The sequence below is a fragment of the Nitrosomonas sp. Is35 genome, from assembly GCF_033063295.1.
GTDB lineage: Bacteria > Pseudomonadota > Gammaproteobacteria > Burkholderiales > Nitrosomonadaceae > Nitrosomonas.
Genome location: NZ_JAWJZH010000001.1, coordinates 1305940 through 1326280 on the forward strand (window position 1 = coordinate 1305940; position 20341 = coordinate 1326280).

The 20341-nt window shown below is 49.8% G+C and carries 20 protein-coding genes; 18 read left to right on the forward strand and 2 right to left on the reverse strand.

Annotated elements, in window-relative coordinates:
• Positions 1–4: 4 nt before the first annotated feature.
• Genes R2083_RS05985 through motD form a run of 3 tightly spaced genes read left to right on the forward strand, consistent with a single transcriptional unit; the run spans position 5 to position 2363 of the window.
• Complete coding sequence (locus tag R2083_RS05985; RefSeq protein ID WP_317537857.1) at positions 5–721, forward strand: RNA polymerase sigma factor FliA; 717 nt, start codon at positions 5–7, stop codon at positions 719–721.
• 43 nt (positions 722–764) lie between these two features.
• Entirely contained in the window at positions 765–1523 is a 759-nt protein-coding gene (locus R2083_RS05990) for a flagellar motor protein (protein ID WP_317530920.1), read from the forward strand.
• 48 nt (positions 1524–1571) lie between these two features.
• Positions 1572–2363 carry a flagellar motor protein MotD gene (gene motD / locus R2083_RS05995; protein ID WP_317537858.1) on the forward strand — a complete coding sequence of 264 codons (792 nt, stop codon included), beginning with the start codon at positions 1572–1574 and terminating at the stop codon, positions 2361–2363.
• An 11-nt stretch (positions 2364–2374) separates the two neighbouring features.
• On the opposite strand, the gene R2083_RS06000 is transcribed toward motD, so the two are convergent.
• Together R2083_RS06000 and flgM are read right to left on the reverse strand one after the other, a co-directional pair.
• Positions 2375–2839, reverse strand: a complete 465-nt coding sequence (locus R2083_RS06000) for a flagellar protein FlgN (RefSeq protein ID WP_317530918.1) — start codon at positions 2837–2839, stop codon at positions 2375–2377.
• Positions 2839–3144, reverse strand: a complete 306-nt coding sequence (flgM, locus tag R2083_RS06005) for a flagellar biosynthesis anti-sigma factor FlgM (RefSeq protein WP_317530917.1) — start codon at positions 3142–3144, stop codon at positions 2839–2841. Before flgM ends, R2083_RS06000 begins: the two co-directional genes overlap by 1 nt.
• A 282-nt stretch (positions 3145–3426) precedes the next feature.
• On the opposite strand from flgM, the gene R2083_RS06010 reads away from it, so the two are divergent.
• The 15 genes from R2083_RS06010 to uvrC all read left to right on the forward strand — a co-directional run bounded on the left by R2083_RS06010 (position 3427) and on the right by uvrC (position 20294).
• Positions 3427–4176, forward strand: coding sequence for an EI24 domain-containing protein (locus tag R2083_RS06010; RefSeq protein WP_317530916.1), 750 nt, complete (start codon positions 3427–3429; stop codon positions 4174–4176).
• A gap of 195 nt (positions 4177–4371) precedes the next feature.
• Positions 4372–5058 carry a DUF3025 domain-containing protein gene (locus tag R2083_RS06015; RefSeq protein WP_317537859.1) on the forward strand — a complete coding sequence of 229 codons (687 nt, stop codon included), beginning with the start codon at positions 4372–4374 and terminating at the stop codon, positions 5056–5058.
• A gap of 153 nt (positions 5059–5211) precedes the next feature.
• The gene (gene ndk / locus R2083_RS06020) at positions 5212–5637 is read left to right on the forward strand and encodes a nucleoside-diphosphate kinase (protein ID WP_317530914.1); all 426 of its coding nucleotides are present in this window, start codon (positions 5212–5214) and stop codon (positions 5635–5637) included.
• Positions 5638–5661: 24 nt separating this feature from the next.
• Positions 5662–6762: a 23S rRNA (adenine(2503)-C(2))-methyltransferase RlmN gene (gene rlmN / locus R2083_RS06025; protein WP_317537860.1), complete on the forward strand. Its 1101-nt coding sequence runs from the start codon at positions 5662–5664 to the stop codon at positions 6760–6762.
• Entirely contained in the window at positions 6759–7547 is a 789-nt protein-coding gene (pilW, locus tag R2083_RS06030) for a type IV pilus biogenesis/stability protein PilW (RefSeq protein ID WP_317537861.1), read from the forward strand. Before rlmN ends, pilW begins: the two co-directional genes overlap by 4 nt.
• Entirely contained in the window at positions 7547–8719 is a 1173-nt protein-coding gene (locus R2083_RS06035) for a RodZ domain-containing protein (RefSeq protein WP_317530911.1), read from the forward strand. The genes pilW and R2083_RS06035 overlap by 1 nt, the downstream gene beginning before the upstream one ends.
• 38 nt (positions 8720–8757) lie before the next feature.
• A complete protein-coding gene (gene ispG / locus R2083_RS06040) occupies positions 8758–9996 on the forward strand; it encodes a flavodoxin-dependent (E)-4-hydroxy-3-methylbut-2-enyl-diphosphate synthase (protein ID WP_317530910.1) in 1239 nt (412 codons plus the stop codon).
• The gene (gene hisS, locus R2083_RS06045; protein ID WP_317537862.1) at positions 9996–11255 is read left to right on the forward strand and encodes a histidine--tRNA ligase; all 1260 of its coding nucleotides are present in this window, start codon (positions 9996–9998) and stop codon (positions 11253–11255) included. The genes ispG and hisS overlap by 1 nt, the downstream gene beginning before the upstream one ends.
• A 39-nt stretch (positions 11256–11294) precedes the next feature.
• On the forward strand, positions 11295–11930 hold the full coding sequence (locus R2083_RS06050; RefSeq protein WP_317530908.1) for a tetratricopeptide repeat protein: 636 nt from the start codon (positions 11295–11297) through the stop codon (positions 11928–11930).
• Between the two features lie 13 nt (positions 11931–11943).
• Positions 11944–13167, forward strand: a complete 1224-nt coding sequence (gene bamB, locus R2083_RS06055) for an outer membrane protein assembly factor BamB (protein WP_317537863.1) — start codon at positions 11944–11946, stop codon at positions 13165–13167.
• Between the two features lie 56 nt (positions 13168–13223).
• Positions 13224–14624, forward strand: a complete 1401-nt coding sequence (gene der, locus R2083_RS06060; protein ID WP_317530906.1) for a ribosome biogenesis GTPase Der — start codon at positions 13224–13226, stop codon at positions 14622–14624.
• 170 nt (positions 14625–14794) lie between these two features.
• Positions 14795–17476 carry a bifunctional acetate--CoA ligase family protein/GNAT family N-acetyltransferase gene (locus tag R2083_RS06065; RefSeq protein ID WP_317537864.1) on the forward strand — a complete coding sequence of 894 codons (2682 nt, stop codon included), beginning with the start codon at positions 14795–14797 and terminating at the stop codon, positions 17474–17476.
• 104 nt (positions 17477–17580) lie between these two features.
• Positions 17581–18255: a uracil-DNA glycosylase gene (locus R2083_RS06070; protein ID WP_317537865.1), complete on the forward strand. Its 675-nt coding sequence runs from the start codon at positions 17581–17583 to the stop codon at positions 18253–18255.
• A gap of 27 nt (positions 18256–18282) precedes the next feature.
• Positions 18283–18471: a 4-oxalocrotonate tautomerase family protein gene (locus R2083_RS06075; RefSeq protein WP_317537866.1), complete on the forward strand. Its 189-nt coding sequence runs from the start codon at positions 18283–18285 to the stop codon at positions 18469–18471.
• A 5-nt stretch (positions 18472–18476) separates the two neighbouring features.
• On the forward strand, positions 18477–20294 hold the full coding sequence (gene uvrC, locus R2083_RS06080) for an excinuclease ABC subunit UvrC (protein WP_317537867.1): 1818 nt from the start codon (positions 18477–18479) through the stop codon (positions 20292–20294).
• The last annotated feature ends 47 nt before the right edge of the window (positions 20295–20341 follow it).

Below are 20341 nucleotides of genomic sequence, written 5' to 3' on the forward strand. Positions count from 1 at the left end.
GAATATGTATACTGCGACTGGAACCAAAACGATTGATAAAGAACAATTTGTCACTGAATTTACGCCGCTGGTCAAGCGCATTGCTTACCATATGATGACGCGCCTGCCAGCTAGCGTACAAGTTGATGATTTGATTCAGGCCGGCATGATCGGCTTACTGGATGCGATTAATCGCTACGAAGGATCTTACGGGCGCCAGTTTGAGAGTTATGCGGCGCAACGGATACGCGGTTCGATTCTGGATGAGTTGCGCGAAGCCGATTGGCTGCCGCGCAGTATCCGTAAAAAGATGCGCCGGATCGAAGCGGCGGTGAATATGCTGGAACAACGGAATGGGTGTGCGCCGAGTGAGCTGGATCTGGCAGCCGAGCTGGAAATGTCGCTGGATGAATATCACGAGACCCTGCAAAGCGCACGCGGCGCGCAGTTGATTTATTACGAAGATTTTCAGCAGGAAGATGAAGAGCCTTTTCTGGATCGGCTTTTCATTGATTCCGAAGGCGATCCGCTGAATGCACTGCTGGATGAAAATTTCCGCAGCACATTGATTGCCGCCATTGATAACCTCCCGCCACGGGAAAAGCAGGTCATGGGTATGCATTACGAGCAGGAAATGAATCTGAGGGAAATCGGTGAAGTGCTGGGTGTCAGCGAATCCCGTGTATGTCAGTTGCACACGCAAGCAGTGGCAAGGCTGCGCAGCCGCTTAAGAAATACTTGAAGTGTTTTATACCGTCTATCCGCGCCATTAAACGGATTATGTGATGCTTAAAAAATCAAAGATGGATTTGAACAGCGTTTTTGGCATTCTGCTGGCCTTGGTGGCGATCGTAGGCGGGCAGTTTCTTGAAGGCGGGCATATCAGTTCTTTGTTGCAAGCGGCCGCATTTGTAATCGTGATGGGTGGTACTGTCGGAGCGGTTTTACTGCAAAGTCCGATGAAAATTTTCATCAATGGTGTGCGAATGGGGGCATGGGTTTTCTTTCCACCGGAACAATCTCCGCAAGCGCTGATTAAACAAATTATCAACTGGGCGCATATCGCCCGAAAGGAAGGATTGCTGGTGCTTGAAGAGTTTGTCCCTGGTGTAAAGGATCCATTGACAAAGAAGGGATTGCAACTGTTGGCGGATGGCAGTCCGCCGGAAAAACTGCGTGAAGCTTTGGAAATTGACGTTTTGGCTTTGGAGAATCATCAACGTCAATCGGCCCGGATCTGGGAAGCTGCCGGCGGTTATGCGCCGACAATTGGCATTTTGGGCGCTGTACTCGGATTGATTCACGTCATGGAAAACTTATCCGATCCCAATCTCCTGGGAAACGGTATTGCGGTTGCTTTTGTGGCAACAGTCTACGGTGTTGGATTAGCCAATCTGGTTTTCTTACCGGTAGCAAATAAGCTCAAAACTATCATCGGCGAGCATGTCGTGATGCAGGAAATTCTGGTCGATGGCTTTGTGGCGATTGCGCAGGGTGAGCATCCGCGACTCATCGAGAGCCGGTTGAACGGCTATTTCATTTAAATCTGATGCAAGCAAAATAACGATCAGTCAATAATTCTTGAAAATCCGATGCTGAGAAAAAGAAAACAAAAAAATGACGATCACACTGAAAATCAGGAACGCTGGCTGGTGTCCTATGCTGATTTCATAACGCTGCTGTTTGCTTTTTTTGTGGTGATGTATGCCGTTTCGTCGGTGAATGAAGGGAAGTACCGCGTTCTAAGTTCTTCGTTAGTGAGCGCATTTAAGAGTAGTAATCCAACAAACGCGGTGCCGGTGCAGTCCACGGAATTCATACCGATTAATATCCACCCATCAAATGAAACGGATTCAATCAAACTGATTGATAATCTCAGTATTCATAAAGCAAAAAAACAAGAAAAAATGAAAAGCATGGCGAAGAATATTCTTCATGCTTTGGATCCTTTAGTGAAGGATGGTCAAGTGAGAATTACGCAAAGTTCTTTGGGAATAACGGTTGAAATCAATGCCAGCGTTCTTTTTTCACCAGGGCAAGCTAAACTGGCCGAGAATTCAAGCTTGACACTGCAAGCGGTCGCCAATGTGATCAAAGGCCATGAGCATGAGATTCATGTTGAAGGGCATACGGATAATATGCCGATCCATAATGGGAGTTTTCCATCAAACTGGGAATTGTCGACAGCTCGAGCTAGTAGCGTGGTCAGATTGTTTATAGAAAATGGTGTTGAAGCACACCGGCTGACTGCAGTAGGATATGGCGAGAATCGGCCGATAGAAAGTAATGACGCCCCTGAGGGAAGAAAAAGAAACCGCCGGGTATCGGTTATGATTCTATCTGCCGATCCGGATAAAGTAACTGAAATTCCTATCGTTGAGTAATTACGCTAAGATCAAATGTAAGTTTGACCTTTGGGGCCATAGAGCGAAACATTTCCTGCTGCACAGTGTAATGCAGCGAAAGCGCGTTGATTATGTTGCAGTTGAGTTGAAATCATTAAACCATTTGAGTAATTGAGTTGTTGGGCTAATTTTGCCAAATCGAGTAATTCATTCCATAAATCTTTTACTTCTAATAGATTCGAGTGTTGTTTGATTAATCCCATTAACCAAGCATCGATACTATTTTTCTCCAGATTGAGCCCTTGTTGCTTGAAGTAATCGGTGCGATGCTCGTCAAACTGTATCAATTCTTCGATTAAACGTGATTTGTCTGAAGCCAGAAAATCTATCGCTTCTATTTTTCCTTCCACAAGCGCATTTTCTTCTTTTTTGAGAATCTCAATAAATGCCTGAAAAATATCTTTTTCATCCCTCAGTTCATTCATAAAGCACACTATGTGCTGTGATTGAGACATTAGAAGGCACCTTTCTTAGATTGAATTAATTCTTTAACTGTTTCGAGTAATCGATCAGCTACAACCTCAGGATTGATTTGAAAATTACCTTCGCTAATCGCTTGTTTTATTTCTGCGACACGCGCAGTATTAACAACCGAGCCATTTGCGGAACTGCTATCAATATTTTGCAGTTTCGCCGCGTTCGGGCTTAAATGCACACTATTTTCTTGACTTGCATCCGAACTGGGTGTGATATCAGCCCGCCTTTTTCCATCACTGACAGATACGGTTGACACTGGCTGTAATGATTTATCTATTTTCATTTTTAGACCTCTTGACGAAATTCATTGAGTGCCTTATCGACACCTTTATGCAGAACTTTAGTAATCAAAGTTTTTTCATGAAACTTAAGAATATTAAAGTAAATGACTAAATTTTCTATTATTGTAATGCTGTTACGACACAAGTCGAAATGAAATTCAGTATTTTTGAAATATATAATTCTATTGTTTTGCCAGATTTTGGTGACTGGTAAACCAAATGGATATCGTAGATAATCAATTTTCCTCGGAAGCCATCATATATTATTTTTAACCGGTAACTAAATGTCTTTTATATTTAAAGCAAGTGCCAGTGCGGTTCGTGACTTAGTTCGTTTCAAGATTGCTTGGATCATTGTTTGGCCAATTTTGGTTTCAATCCTGTTATGGCTCATCATCGGTTTTGTTTTCCAGAATAGTTTCTCTGAATTAGTTTCCATGTTGTTTGATCAGATTGGGATTGGCGAATGGTTGCGGAATCTTGAGTCTGATTGGGTGTCCGCTGCTATTCAGAATTTCATTTACTTTATGGTGTACGTACCGCTTGTAATAATGACGTCGTTGATGATTACCGCTATTTTTGTAATGCCTGCACTTATCAATTTGGTAGGGAATCGCGACTATCCGGAACTCAAGCGGGAATATGGCGGTACGATCGCCGGGAGTGTAATAAATGCAGTGTTGGCTTTTGGTGTTTTTATACTCATATGGGTTGTCACGTTACCGTTATGGGCGGTAGGCGCGGGTATCATTATTCCTTTTGCCGCCGCTGCTTTTATGAATCAACAATTGTTCCGCTACGATGCATTATCGGAGCATGCCAGCAAGCAAGAAATCAAGACGATATGTGCGGAAAACAAATATTCATTGTGGGGATTAGGATTGTTGACCGGATTAATTCAATTTATACCGGTACTCAATTTGCTGGCGCCAATTTATACGGCACTCGCATTTATTCATTTCGGGTTGGATCATCTGAAACTCTTGCGTGCTCAAAATCTTCTGGATAACAATCTCCCTGCCGATAATCACTAACGCGAACCTATTGAAGCAGCAATAATTCCGGTCAAACTGAAATCAGGAATGAATGTACAACTGTGGAATCCTGATTTTATTGAACTTTCGCCGATATTTAAGCCTTTCTTGTATCTGCAAAGATATTTCAAGAATCAGCGGTCCTGGCCCGGGCCTGACGATTTAAATAAGCTCTGCGCTCTGCAGAACCGGCAAATGCTTACCCGATCCGGGAAAACAGTCCGCTTTGTGCCGCAGATCCCCGGAAAAGATGCTGTTGAACAACGATATGAATCAGGAATTTACTTGACCGGTGAGATACCGACAAGAACCCAAAATTGGCACGATTTTTTTAATGCGTTGGTATGGCAAATTTTTCCGCAAGCTAAATCCGTGTTGAACCAGCTGCACTATCAGGCACAGTTGGTTGAGTTATCCAATCAAGTACGGAATCGTTGTAAGTTACGAGATGCAGCAACGCTGTTCGATGAATCTGGGGTGATTGTCGTATGTAGTCAGGCAGCATTAATTCAGTTGATAAAAGATTTTGAATGGAAGGAATTGTTTTGGCGGCAACGCAAGACGGTGTTGCTATCAATGCGTTTTTTTGTTTTTGGACATGGGCTGTATGAGAAGGCATTAAATCCCTATGCCGGTATGACGGGCAAAGCGATAATTTTTAATGTGCCGGAAACTTTCTTTGCGCAGGATTTACCGGCTCAATTGTGTGCTATCGACACCATGTTGGCGCTGTACTTATTGCAAACGTTATCGTCGACTTCCGATTTAGTGCCGGTTCCGCTTTTAGGATATCCGGGCTGGATTGGCGATAACGACAGTGAGTTCTACTATGAAAATAAACAATATTTTCGTGATCGACCTAAGCCAAAACAAATGAGATAAGCGTTTTTCTTTATCGATCTTGATCGATACGTTGATTTATCGACTTTTCTAAGAAAAACGCCCGATGCCGGAATTAATCCATATGTTTTACGAATCCTGGCTGTTTTTTTGTTAAAATACACCGCTTAATTTACTAATTTATTGGAGTATTTAATGGCAATTGAAAGGACACTATCCATCATTAAACCGGATGCTGTGGCGAAGAATGTAATTGGGCAAATTTATTCCCGTTTTGAATCAAATGGTTTGAAAATCATTGCGGCGCGAATGATGCACTTGTCACAAGCTGAAGCTGAGCAATTCTACGCCGTGCATCGTGCGCGTCCGTTTTTTAACGATCTGGTTAAATTCATGACATCGGGTCCTGTGATGGTGCAAGTACTGGAAGGGGATGAAGCCATTAAAAAGAACCGCGATCTAATGGGCGCTACCGACCCCAAGAAAGCTGAGAAAGGAACGATTCGCGCCGATTTTGCTGACAGCATTGACGCCAATGCAGTACATGGTTCCGATGCACCGGAAACGGCCGCGGTTGAAATTGCCTGTTTTTTTCCAACATTAAGTATCCATTCCCGTTGAAGCACTGCGTGCTGTAGCTCAATAGTGACAATCAATCTGTTAAATTACGATGGCAAGGGTCTGGCTGATCTTTGCGCCACGATAGGCGAAAAACCTTTTCGTGCAAAGCAGCTGCTGCACTGGATTCATCAATCCGGTACCGCTGATTTTGCTGCGATGAGCGACTTGGCAAAAAGTTTGCGTGAAAAACTCGCTGCGATGGCGGTTATCGAATTGCCGCAAATCACATATGACTCCGTAGCCGCAGACGGTACTCGCAAATGGCTGCTGTCCGTCGGCTCCGGCAATGGCATAGAAACTGTCTTCATACCGGAAGCAAATCGCGGTACGCTATGCGTTTCCAGTCAGGTAGGGTGCGCTTTGGCATGTACCTTCTGCTCAACCGGGAAACAAGGCTTTAATCGTAATTTAACAGTGGCTGAGATCATTGGACAGCTATGGATTGCCAACAAAACAATTGGATTGAATACCGGTGATCATGCATCGCAAGCAAACAGAGCCGTGACCAATGTGGTGATGATGGGCATGGGTGAACCCCTGGCCAATTTTGATAATGTGGTAACCGCGCTGGACATCATGCTGGATGACCATGCTTATGGTCTTTCACGCCGGCGCGTGACGGTCAGTACATCCGGGCTAGTACCCGCCATTGATCGATTGCGCGAGCGTTGTCCGGTCGCTTTGGCGATTTCCTTGCATGCGCCGAACGATGCACTGCGCGATCAATTGGTGCCGATCAATAAGAAATATCCGATCAAAGAGCTGTTGGCTGCTTGTCAGCGCTATCTGCCGTCAGCGCCGCGCGATTTCATCACGTTCGAGTATGTCATGCTGGACGGTGTGAATGACAGTACCGCGCATGCGCGCGAGCTTATAAAACTGGTGCAGGATGTTCCCTGCAAATTTAATTTAATTCCGTTCAATTCATTTCCAGGTTCCGGTTTCAAGCGCTCAAGCGCCGAAGCTGTGCGGATTTTCCGCGATATATTGATGCAAGCAGGATTGGTGACTACGGTGCGGAAAACCCGTGGTGACGATATTGCGGCGGCCTGCGGCCAGCTTGCTGGGCAGGTAAAAGACAAAACACGCCGTACGGCTAATTTAAAGACAGAGGCGATGCAGTGAAAAAAAAGCTGTTATTTTTTTTTACACTGCTGCAATTTCTGATAGGGTTCAGTGGCTGCGTACAGCAGTCAACCAATAACGGCATGTCGGTTCAAGCAAACTCGGACCGGGCTTTCCAAAGTGCGAAGATTCATACGGAACTGGCGGCGGAATATTTCTATCGTGGCCAGCTCGATGTGGCGATCGAAGAAGTTAACGAAGCATTAAAAGCGCAATCCAATTATGCGCTTGCCTACAATGTGCTGGGGCTGATTAATATGACGTTGAGCGAAGATAGTAAAGCACTGGATAATTTTGAGCGTGCTATGCGTTTGGCGCCGAGGAATTCGGAAATTCGCAATAACTACGGATGGTTCTTGTGCCAGCGTTTTTCGCAACGCATGGATCAAGCTATTGATCATTTTATGACGGCTGCTAAAGATCCACTCTACGCAACACCGGAGATGTCTTATACCAATGCTGGGATTTGCGAGGCTAAGCGCCAGAATTACACTGAAGCAAAAGTTTTTTTACAAAAAGCATTATCCCTTAAATCCAATTATGCACCTGCGGCGATCGGATTGATTGATATCGATTTTCAACGCGGCAATTTAGCCGAAGCAAAATCCAAGCTTGCACTGTTTTTGCAAAATAACACGCAAACAGCCGAGAGTCTGCTGATGGCGATAAAGATTGAACAAGCGATGGGTAATCAATTAGCCGCTGAAAGCTACATTTTTCAGTTGCAGAAACATTTTCCGGAATCTAAAGAAACGGCCATGGTTCGAGAAGGAAGGATGAGATAATGACGATGACTGATGAAAAGAGCAGCAATAATCGTTCGTTTCCTGAGAATGCTTCACCGGATCCAGTGACGCATGGAAATGTGCAGATGACCGCGACGGAAACAATCGAGCCGTCATCAGATAAACCCGTGCATGATTTCAGTCCGCTGGCTTCCGGTTTGGATAGTCATCACAAGCAACTGCAAACGAATAATAATTACAACAGCATGAATACCTCATTTGACAACAAGCCGTCCAGAAATGAATTCAACGCTATGGATTCGGCGAGTGTGGTACAAAGCGTCGGGCACTTGCTGCGTAATGCGCGAACGGCCAAAGGTTTGAGTATTGATGATATATCGCGGCAATTGCGATTGTCGGCGCAACAAATTGAAGCGATTGAAAAAGAAGATTTCGAGAAATTACCCGGACGGACTTTCTTGCGTGGCTTTATCCGCAATTATGCCAATCTGGTTCAGCTGGATCCCGTTCCGCTGCTGCAAATGCTTCCCGAATCGACCCGAGTGATATCGACTTACGAGCGTACGCCGTTTAAAAACAAACAAATATCGTTTTCCTCGAATCGCGAGAAACCCGGCAATCATTCATGGATCATCGCGATCATTTTGTTTGTCATCATCTTGGGCGCGTATTTCCTTTTTGAAAACGGTGGCTGGAATAAAAATTCTGATATCAGCGCCGAAAGTGAAGAAAAGAAAACGGAATCCGCCACAGCCTCAGTAGAAATTCAGCTGCCTTTGCCGGGAGTGGTTAAAAATACATCCAATACACCCGACTCAACAACCAATAAGCCATTGGAAGTCAATAATCCGGCTCCTACCACGGAAAATACAGCGGCTCAGGCGGATGCAAAAACTGAAAGCGCGCCAGAAAATAAGCCCGCTGTTGAAAAAACTGAGAAAACTGAAAAAACCGCTGCTTTCGATAAAAACACTGGTCATTTATATTTTAAACTCACTGCGGATTCATGGATCAAAGTGGTGGATGGCAAAGGTGTGACCGTGTTCGAGCAGCTCAGAAAGAGCGGCAGCGAGCAGATTGTCACAGGTAAGCGGCCGCTATCCCTGGTCATTGGCAATGCATCAGGTGTCAATCTCACCTATAATGACAAGGAAATCGATATTTCATCCTACAAGAAACAAGGTGGAACTGCGCGTTTCACGCTCGAATAAAAGTGCCTGTAATCTTTTGATCTCAATACAATTAAATTATGCCTGAGAATAATTCTGCAATAAATCGCCGATCCAGTGTGGGTGTCCGGATTGGTTCTATCATGCTGGGTGGCGGTGCGCCGGTCGTAGTGCAGTCCATGACAAATACGGATACGGTTGACGAAGTTGCCACAACCGAGCAAGTCGCGCAGTTGGCGCGCGCTGGATCCGAACTGGTGCGTATCACCGTCAACTCCATGGAAGCGGCGAAAGCGGTGGCCGGAATCCGCGCGCGTTTGGATGATATGGGATGCCATGTGCCGCTGGTCGGTGATTTTCACTTCAACGGCCACAAACTACTGACCAGTTATCCCGATTGCGCCAAGGCTCTGGCGAAATTTCGTATCAATCCGGGAAATGTCGGTCACGGCAAGAAGCGCGATGAACAATTTGCGACCTTGATTGAAACCGCCTGTAAATATGACAAGCCGGTACGTATCGGTGTCAATTGGGGAAGCCTCGATCCGGAAATGCTGGCGCGTATCATGGATGAGAACGCCGCTTCCAGTGATCCGCAAGATGCGAAATATGTCATGCGCGAAGCGCTGATTACTTCTGCGCTGGAAAGCGCGGCAAAGGCGGAAGAAATCGGTTTGAACCGCAATAAGATTGTTTTATCGTGCAAAGTCAGCGGCGTGCAGGATTTAATCATGGTCTATCGCGAATTGGCTGCGCGTTGTGATTATGCGTTGCATCTGGGATTGACTGAAGCCGGCATGGGTTCCAAAGGGATCGTGGCATCCACGGCGGCACTGGCCGTGCTGTTGCAGGAAGGTATCGGCGATACGATCCGTATCTCGTTGACACCGGAACCGGGCGGCAGCCGTTCGCGCGAAGTGATTGTGGCACAGGAGATTCTGCAAACGATGGGATTGCGCGCGTTTGTTCCGCTGGTGGCGGCATGCCCGGGATGCGGCCGTACCACCAGCACGTATTTCCAAGAACTGGCGGAAAGTATCCAAGCGTATGTGCGTGACGAGATGGTGGTGTGGCGCGAGCAATACGATGGTGTTGAAAATATGTCACTGGCTGTGATGGGATGCGTGGTGAACGGCCCGGGTGAAAGCAAGCACGCCAATATTGGCATTAGCTTGCCGGGTTCCGGTGAAAATCCGGTAGCGCCGGTATTCGTGGACGGACAAAAAACCGTTACCTTGAAAGGCGACAATATCGCCAACGAATTCCGCGCGATTGTCGATCGATATGTCAGCGAAAAGTATCCGAGAAAAGCTGTCTGATGGCTAATGGTGTTAAAGCAATCCGCGGGATGAACGACATCCTGCCGGATGAATCGTATCTCTGGGCGTATTTTGAACAAACGGTGCAGCAATGGCTCGCCGCGTATGGTTACCGCAATATCCGTACCCCGATCGTCGAACAAACCGATTTGTTTATCCGTTCCATTGGAGAAGTGACTGATATTGTTGAGAAAGAGATGTATACCTTCGTGGATCATCTCAACGATGACAGCTTAACGCTGCGGCCGGAAGGCACGGCTTCATGCGTGCGCGCTGTGATCGAACATAGTTTGCTATATTCCGGTCCGCAGCGCTTGTATTATGCCGGTCCCATGTTCCGTCATGAGCGCCCGCAAAAAGGCCGCTACCGGCAATTTCACCAAGTCGGTGTGGAGGCGTTGGGTTACGCCGGGCCGGATATCGACGCGGAGCTGATCGTGATGTGCGCGCGTCTGTGGGATTTACTGGGAATTTCCGGTTTACGGCTGGAAATCAGCACATTGGGCAATGCCGAGTCGCGCGCGCTGCATCGCACCCGGTTGATCAAATACTTTGAGCAACATCGCGATGTGCTAGACGAAGATTCATTACGGCGCTTGCATACCAATCCGTTGCGTATACTCGACAGTAAAAATCCAGGCATGCAAGGTATCATCGGCAACGCGCCGAAGCTGCTGGACGATCTGGACGCCGAATCATTGCAGCATTTTGAATCTTTGCAGCATGTTCTGCGGGAACGGGGTATTAATTTTGAAATTAACCCGCGCTTGGTCAGAGGGCTTGATTATTACAATCGCACCGTATTTGAATGGGTCACCGATAAGCTCGGTGCGCAAGGGACTGTTTGTGCGGGAGGGCGCTACGATGGCTTGATTGAACAGGTGGGCGGGAAGCCTTCGCCCGCTTGCGGTTTTGCCATGGGTATCGAACGTCTGCTGGCACTGATGCAAGAATGCGGCAAGGAAATTGCGCAACCGGCGCCGGATATTTATATTATCCATCAAGGCGATCAGGCGATGGCCTATGCCTGGACATGCGCGGAATTTCTTCGCGACCAAGAGTTTGATGTCATTTTGCATTGCGGTGGCGGCAGTTTCAAATCGCAAATGAAAAAGGCTGATAATTCTGGCGCTCGCTATGCCATGATCATCGGCGATGATGAATGTCAGGCGCAAGAAGTGACGCTCAAACCATTGCGTGAACCGGTCGAACAAGCAAGGGTAAAATTAAACATCGTTACCGAATTAATTAATAAGTAATTTTGTCATCAATAAATTAGCGTTAATCAGGGAAAAACCATGGCATATTCTCACGAAGATCAGGAAAGAATTGAAGGATTCGCTGCGTGGTGGAATCGGTACGGCAATTCGATCACCATTGTTTTGATCGCGGTTCTTGTCACGGCAGGCGGTACGAAAGCCTGGCAGTATTATCAGCAGAAGCAGGCACTGCAAGCGGCCGATTTGTACGCTTTGTTGCAACAGGTGCAAACCAGTGAGGACGCCGCAAAAATCAACGATGCAGCGCAACTGCTAACAACAGGATACCCATCCAGCGGTTATGCACCCCGGGCGGCACTGATCGCCGCGCAAGCCGATGTGCAGGCGGGCAATAATAAACGCGCCATACAAACCCTGCAATGGATTATCGATCATGCCAAGGAAACGGAAATGCACGATCTGGCGCGATTAAGAATATCCAGCATCCTACTGGACGAAGGAAAATACGATGAAGCATTACGGTTGTTAAGTACCGGTCACGGTAAAACTTTCGCCGGATTGTATTTGGATCGCAAAGGAGATATTCAAGTGGCGGCTGGCAAGATTGCCGAAGCCAAACTGAGCTATCAAGAAGCGATTGATAAAATGAGTAAAAGTAACAATTACTTCAATATTGTCCAGATGAAACTGGATGCGCTGGGCGATTCCGATTAGATGTGTCGCTAAAGTGACTGTTTTATTGAATTTTGCCCGATCCGGGCGATTATTTCCTTCTGGGTTGATTGTTGCGCTGTTGTTGTCAGGGTGCAGCACGTTTAACCCCTTCGATATGCGTATCATCGAATCCATGAGCACGGGGATATCCGATCTGCTGATCACCGATGAGCCGATCGTCTATGAGAAGGAAGAGTTGGATGCTTTAAAGAAAGCCGACCGCATTCCACTGAAATGGAAGGATAAAGCCGGTGAGAACGAAATTGCTTCCTTCTATACCGCGTTCGACAATGGCGCAGTTTATGTGGCCGATGAAGCCGGTAAACTGACCAAGTATAACGCCGCAACTGGTAAGCAAGAATGGCAGGTCAAATCGAAAAACAAATTTTCCGCCGGTGTGGGTATTGGTGAAGGATTGATCCTGATCGGAACATTCAAAGGCGAAGTGCTTGCTTATAATGAATCCGGCCATATGTTATGGCAAGCATCGGTCACCAGCGAAATTCTCAGTCCGCCGCAAGTGCAGAATAATGTCGTCGCCGTGCGCACGGTCGATGGCCGTATATTTGCACTGGATGCCATCGATGGAAAACGGAAGTGGATTTACCAAGGCGCTACGCCATCATTGACGGTGCGCAGCACAGCCGGAATAACACTGGCGCATGGCGCCATATTTGCCGGTTTTCCCGGTGGAAAAATGGTTGCGATGAGCTTATTTAACGGCAACATTGGTTGGGAAGTCGCCGTTTCGCAGCCGCGCGGCGTGACCGAATTGGAGCGCATGACGGATATCACCAGCGCACCCGTGATGAACAATCGTCTCGTTTGCGCAGTTGCGTACCAAGGGCGTGTTGCCTGCTTTGCGATTAACGATGGCGCGTACATATGGTCACGCGAATCGTCCAGCAGCGCAGGCTTGGTGATGGACAACGATTACGTGTATGTAACCGAGGATAACGGCGTGGTTGCAGCCTACGATCTGCTGAGCGGTGCCGGTATGTGGAAACAGAGCCGGCTCGGGAGCAAGAAATTAACCCGGCCTGTGATCATCGGGCAATATATTGTCGTCGCGGACGATCAGGGTTTTGTTAATGTATTGCGTAATTATGATGGCGCATTGGTGGCCCGCGCCGCTACCGATGGCAGTGTGATTCATAATGCAGCCAGCGTTTTGCCGGATGGTTTTGTGGTGCAAACAGCAAAGGGCGGTGTTTACGCTTTTAGCACGCAATTCTAGCCGCTTCATTCTTTCCATTTGACGACACATAACGTGTTACGGTAGCAGCAAATATCATGAAACCCACTCTTGTTCTGGTTGGCCGTCCGAATGTCGGCAAATCGACTTTATTCAACCGCTTGACGCGCACGCGCGATGCCATCGTCGCCGATATTCCCGGTTTGACGCGGGACCGGCATTACGGCCAAGGCCGGGTAGGGGATAAACCCTATCTGGTCATGGATACCGGCGGTCTGGAGCCGGTCATCAAGGAAGGCATTCTGCACGCCATGGCCAAGCAAACGCTGCAAGCCATTGACGAGGCAGACAAAGTTATGTTCATTGTCGACGGCCGTCAAGGCGTGACCGCGCACGACAAAATCATCGCCGAGCAATTGCGCAAATCCGGGCAAAAGATTCTGCTGGTGGTGAATAAAACCGAAGGCATGGCCACCGCCGTCGTCACAGCGGAATTTTATGAATTGGGTCTGGGCGATCCCTGTGCAATTTCTGCCATGCATGGCGATAACATCCAGGAACTTGCCGACCTGGCCTTGGCGGATTTTCCGGATGCCGAAGACGAAACGCCTGAAAGCAAACATCCTAAAATTGCCATCGTGGGCCGTCCGAATGTCGGAAAATCCACGCTGGTCAATACGCTGCTTGGCGAAGAACGGGTGATCGCCTTCGACCAGCCAGGCACGACGCGCGATAGCATCTACATCGACTTTACGCATAAAGACAAACAATATACGTTGATTGATACGGCCGGATTGCGCCGCCGCGGTCAGGTGCATGAAACTGTTGAAAAATTCTCCGTCATCAAGACGCTGCAAACGATTGAAGACGCCAATGTCGTCGTGCTGGTGCTGGACGCGCGCAATGAAATTTCCGATCAGGACGCGCACATCGCCGGGTTTATTCTGGAAACCGGCCGCGCGCTGGTGATCGTGGTGAATAAATGGGATGGTCTGGATGATTATGAGCGCGATACGATTAAACGCGAATTAAACCGCAAACTGGCATTTCTGAGCTTCGCGCAATTGCACTACATTTCCGCGCTGCACGGCACCGGCATGAAGAGTCTGCTGCCTTCGATCGATCAGGCGTATGCCGCGGCCATGGCGCATTTGCCGACACCGAAACTGACGCGCGCGTTGATCGCTGCGGTCGAAAAGCACCCGCCGCCGCGCGGCGGCATGTCCCGTCCGAAAATGCGTTATGCGCACCAAGGCGGCTCCAACCCGCCGTTGATCATCGTGCATGGCAGCATGCTCGAACATGTAGCGGAAACCTACCGGCGCTATCTCGAAAACACGTTTCGCGAGACTTTCGAACTTAAAGGCACGCCTTTACGCGTGGAATTCAAAGTTGGGCGCAATAATCCCTACGCCGACAAAAAACCTGCGCCGCCAACCGAGGATGAACAACGGCGCGCGCACAACCGGCGCAGACGTAACCGCAAAAAATACGGCTAAACCGGAAAACGCGGTTGCTCATCTTCCAGCCATCCGGATGCAACGCTTAAATTCCCATACACGGCTGCGGATTGACGGACTCATTCGATCGGATTAGATTGACCGCTGCAGGGGAAACGAATTTCTCCCGGCATCCTTCCGTACCTTCCTGAATTGAAATGGGCCAATCGATGAGTAAACATTACCTCAGCCTGCTTTTCTCCCCGCGTTCCGTCGCCGTGATCGGCGCCAGCAACCGATTGGATTCGGTTGGCGGCGTCGTGTTCAAGAATATGCTGGATAACGGTTATCAGGGAAAACTGTATGCGGTGAATCCGAATCACACCGAGATCCAGGGTCTCTCTGCTTATGCCAGCATGGAGTCGATTGCTGAACCAGTCGATCTGGCGGTTATTATCACCCGGGCGGCAACGGTGCCGGATATCATCGAGTCATGCGGCAAGCGCGGCGTGCGGTTTGCTCTGGTATTGTCGGCGGGTTTCAGAGAGACCGGAGCGCAGGGCGTCGCGCTGGAGCGGGCCGTGGTTGAAAACGCCCGGCGTTACGGCATGCGGCTGATCGGACCGAATTGTCTGGGTATTTTGTGCCCGGCGTCGGGATTGAATGCCACGTTCAGCAACGGCGGCGCGAAAGCGGGCGGGTTGGCGCTGATTTCGCAATCCGGCGCATTCTGTACGGCCATCATGGACTGGGCGCGGCCCAACGATGTCGGTTTTTCTAGCATCATTTCGATGGGCTCCGCTGCCGGTATGGATTTTGGTGAGATACTCGACTACCTTGCATCCGATCCGCACACCGACAGTATTTTGCTGTATATCGAAGGCGTGCAGCATGCCCGCAGCTTTATGAGTGCGTTGCGCGCGGTGGCGCGGATCAAACCCATCTTCATCGTCAAAGCGGGCCGTCACGCGGCGGGTTCCAAAGCGGCGCTTTCCCATACCGGCGCGCTGGTCGGCTCGGACGATGTATTCGATGCGGCCTTGCAGCGTTCCGGAGTGGTCCGGGTAGACACCATCGTGCAATTATTTTCCGCGGCCAAAGCGCTCTCAACCCATTTCCGTCCCGGCGGCAACCGGCTGGCCATTGTCACCAACGGCGGCGGTCCCGGCGTCATGGTGGCGGATCGGGCGGCTGACTTGGGGGTGGCGATGGCTACATTGTCCGATGGCACGTTAGCGCAACTGAACGCGGTTTTGCCGGATACGTGGTCGCACGGCAATCCGCTGGATATCATCGGTGATGCGACTGCGGAACGCTACCGCCATGCGGTTGCGCACTGTTTGCAGGATGACGGCGTGGACGGCGTGCTGGTGATTCTGACGCCGCAAGCGATGACCCGGCCGCTGGAAGTGGCCGATGCGATCATTGAGCTCTCGGCAAAATTCGATAAACCGCTGATTGCTTGCTGGATGGGAGAAGTGCAGGTCGACGCCGGCAGACAAGCGTTCAACCGGGCAGGAATCCCCAATTTCCGCACACCGGAACCCGCTGTCGAAGTGTTTTCCTTTATCTCCGCTTATTATCAAAATCAAAAGCTGCTGCTGCAAACCCCCGGCCCGATAGCCGATCACAGCGTGCCGGACGAAGAAGGCGCGCGCTTGTTGATTGAGGGCGCGTTGGCGGAGCATCGCAAGGTACTGAGCGAGATCGAGTCGAAAGCAATTCTGGCGGCGTTTCGCATTCCGATCGCCAAAGCCGTGGTGGTGCGTTCTCCGAATGAAGCGCTGTTGATTGCGGAAGAATTCGGTTTTCCGGTGGTGATGAAAATCAATTCGCCGGATATCACGCATAAGTCCGATGTGGGTGGAATCCGCCTCAATCTCGGCAATGCACAAGCCGTCCGTGCGGCGTATCACGACATCATCCAATCGGTGCAAAAGAAAAATCCCGGCGCAAGAATAGATGGCATCGTCGTTGAACCGATGGTTATCAAGCCCAATGGCCGGGAGTTGATGGCCGGTGTGACCACGGATGCGGTATTCGGTCCGGTCATTACGTTCGGCGCGGGCGGTGTGCTGGTCGAAGTGCTGGGCGACCGCACCGTGGCTTTGCCGCCGTTAAATGGCTTCTTGGTGAAAGACATGATTCAGCGCACACGGATCGCCAAACTGCTGGGCGCTTTCCGTCACATGCCGGCGATCGACATGGCGGCGCTGGAAAATATTCTGTTGCGCGTGTCGGAAATGCTGTGCGCATTACCGTGGATTAAGGAAATGGACATCAATCCGCTGATCGTCGATGAAAACGGCGCGTGTGCCGTCGATGCGCGCATTGTCGTGGATTATCTGCTGCCTTCCGCCGATCGCTATGCGCACATGGCGATTCACCCGTATCCCGCCCACCTGATTACGCGCTGGCAATTGCCGGATGGCACGGACCTGACAATCCGGCCGATACGTCCGGAAGATGCGGAAATAGAGCAGGAATTTGTGCGCGGATTATCCGCCGAAGCAAAATATTTCCGCTTCATGGATACCCTGCAAGAGCTTTCGCAAAGCATGCTGGTGCGTTTCACGCAAATTGATTATGACCGTGAAATGGCGCTGATTGCCGTACTGAAACAGGATAACCGAGAGAAGGAATTGGGCGTATGCCGCTATGTGGCAAGCGCCGACGGTCAGTCCTGCGAGTTCGCTCTGGTTGTGGCGGATGAATGGCAAAACAAGGGCATCGGCAACAAATTGATGAATTGCCTGTTCGATGCCGCCCGTGCTAAGGGTATCAAAGTCATGGAAGGCGAAGTGCTGGCAACCAATCGATCGATGCTGGAGCTGGTGCACCGGCTTGGTTTCGAAGCGAGCATCAGCCAGGAAGATAGCGCCATCCGGCGGATTGTGAAACAGCTACTGTGATCTTTCATTCCATGGTTTGATTTATAACGCATGCGGGCGATAATGCAATTTATTTGCGACTTGATTGAGCCGCTACGACTAATCCATTTTTTCCGGTTTTCTTCATGACCAATGATTCTTTAACACCTGCCTGTGACAGTTTGAATATCCTGGATTGCACGCAATGCCCGCGCCTGGCTGGTTTTTTGCAAGCGGTCAGAACGCAACACCCGGATTATCATGCGCGCCCCGTTAGTGCGTTCGGTGACGCGAACCCCAAATTGCTGATCGTCGGTATGGCGCCCGGCATGCACGGCGCCAATCGCACCGGGCGGCCGTTTACCGGCGATTATGCGGGAATTTTGCTGTATCAAACCTTGCATAAGTACGGTTTCGCCACCCATCATGAATCGGTGTCGTCTGATGACGAATTGCAACTGACTGGCTGTCGCATCACCAATGCAGTGAAATGCCTGCCGCCGGAGAATAAGCCGACACCGCAAGAAATCAAGCAATGCAATCAATATCTGTCGGTCGAACTCGATCAGTTTGTGCAACAAGGCGGTGCCGCCGTGCTCGCACTGGGTGGGATCGCGCATCGGGCGGTGCGGCTGAGCTTGCGGCTGAAAGCGAAGGATTATCCGTTCGGTCACGGCCGGGTGCATCAATTACCACCGGGCAATGGTGTACGGCTTTATGACAGTTATCATTGCAGCCGCTACAATACGCAAACCAAACGCTTGACGGCGGAAATGTTCGAACAAGTGTTTGCTAACATCGTTGCTGAACTTCAGTCATAACAATCCATTAAGAAGGAGAAATTTTACATGCCTTACGTCAATATCCGTGTGGCGGGAACCTTAACGCGCGAGCAAAAACGGCAGATCGCCGAGGAACTGACCGATACGCTGGAGCGCATCGCCAAGAAACCGAAATCGTATACCTATATTTGCTTTGACGAATTGCCCGTTGAAAACTGGGCGGTGGCGGGAAAATTGCTCGGTAGCGAGGATTAAGCGGTTTGACCGACACCGTCTTTAACGCCAAGGCGTTTTGCCGGGACTTGCCGCTGCAACCGGGCGTTTACCGCATGCTCAACGCCAAAGGCGAAGTGATTTACGTCGGCAAGGCGGTGAGCCTGAGAAAGCGAGTTTCTTCGTATTTTCAGAAAAGTAATCTGGCGCCCAGAACGCAATTGATGGTGTCGCAGGTGAACGGGATTGAAACCACGGTCACCCGTTCGGAAGCCGAAGCGTTGCTGCTGGAAAACAATCTGATCAAAAGCCTGAAGCCGCGCTATAACATTCTGTTCCGCGACGATAAGTCGTATCCGTATGTGATTCTAAGCGGACATGAATTTCCCCGCCTGGGGTTTTATCGCGGCGTGCTGGATAAAACACACCAGTATTTCGGGCCGTATCCGAACGCCGGTATCGTGCGCGAGAGCATCCAGTTGCTGCAAAAGATTTTCCGCTTGCGCACTTGCGAAGACAGCGTGTTCAGCAATCGCACCCGGCCCTGTCTGTTGTATCAGATCAAGCGTTGCAGCGGTCCGTGCATCCATCGGATCAGCCCGCAGGAATACCAAGCAGACGTTAATAATGCCGAATTGTTTTTGCAAGGCAAGCAAACCGAAGTGATGGAAGTGATCAACACCAAGATGTTGCAAGCTTCCGAGCGATTGGAATTTGAACAGGCCGCGCTATTTCGCGATCAGATTCAGGCGTTGCGCCGCATCCGCGAGAAACAGTTTGTCGATAGTGGCAAAGCGCTCGATGCCGATGTGGTCGCTTGCGTGCTATCGCCGGATGGCTCCGGCAAAGCATGCGTCAACTTGGCGATGATTCGCGGCGGACGGCATTTGGGCGACAAAAGCTTTTTCCCGCAAAACGCCGACGATTACAGCGCAGCGAATGTGGTCGAAGCATTCTTGGCGCAGCATTACTTGAACCGCAGCGCACCGCCGCTGATTATTCTGGGCGAGAAAATCGAACGCGAAGCATTGCAGCAATTGCTGACCGAGCAATGCGGACACAAAATCACCATCCAACTGAATCCGATCGGCGAGAAGCGCGTGTGGCTCAACATGGCCATCGAGAATGCGCAGCTGGCGTTAAAACAGATGATGAGCCGCCATGCCAGTCAGGAAAAGCGCTTGCAAGCGTTGCAGCAGGAATTGCAGATGCCGGGAATCCAGCGCATCGAATGTTTCGACATCAGCCATACGCTCGGCGAAGCAACCGTGGCGTCGTGCGTGGTGTACGATAATTTTGCCATGCGCAATAATGAGTACCGCCGCTACAACATCGATGGCATCACGCCCGGCGACGATTATGCCGCGATGCGCGAAGCTTTGTCGCGGCGCTATCAGAAAGTGGTCAGCGGCGAAGGGCAATTGCCCGATCTGATTTTGATCGACGGCGGCAAAGGACAAGTCACGGCAGCGCAGGAAGCCTTGCAGGAGCTCGGTATATCCGACGCCAACTTGCTGGGCGTGGCGAAAGGCGAAGAACGCAAGCCCGGCCTGGAACAATTGATTTCTCCGTTGTTCGAAAAGCCGTTACAATTGCCCAGCGAGCATGCGGCACTCCACCTGATTCAGCAAATCCGCGACGAAGCGCACCGTTTTGCGATACAAGGCCACCGCGGCCGGCGCGCCAAAGCCCGCACCAGTTCCACGCTGGAGAATATCGAAGGCGTTGGCGCCAAGCGCAGGCAGCAATTGTTGGGCCGGTTTGGCGGATTGAAAGGCGTGTTGACCGCGAGCATCGAAGAATTACAACAAACTGAGGGAATCAGCCGGAAATTGGCGGAAAAAATCTATAAGGAATTACATTAATTTCGCGCTGGATAGTTATCCAACGGCTTCCCTTTAAACAATCCATT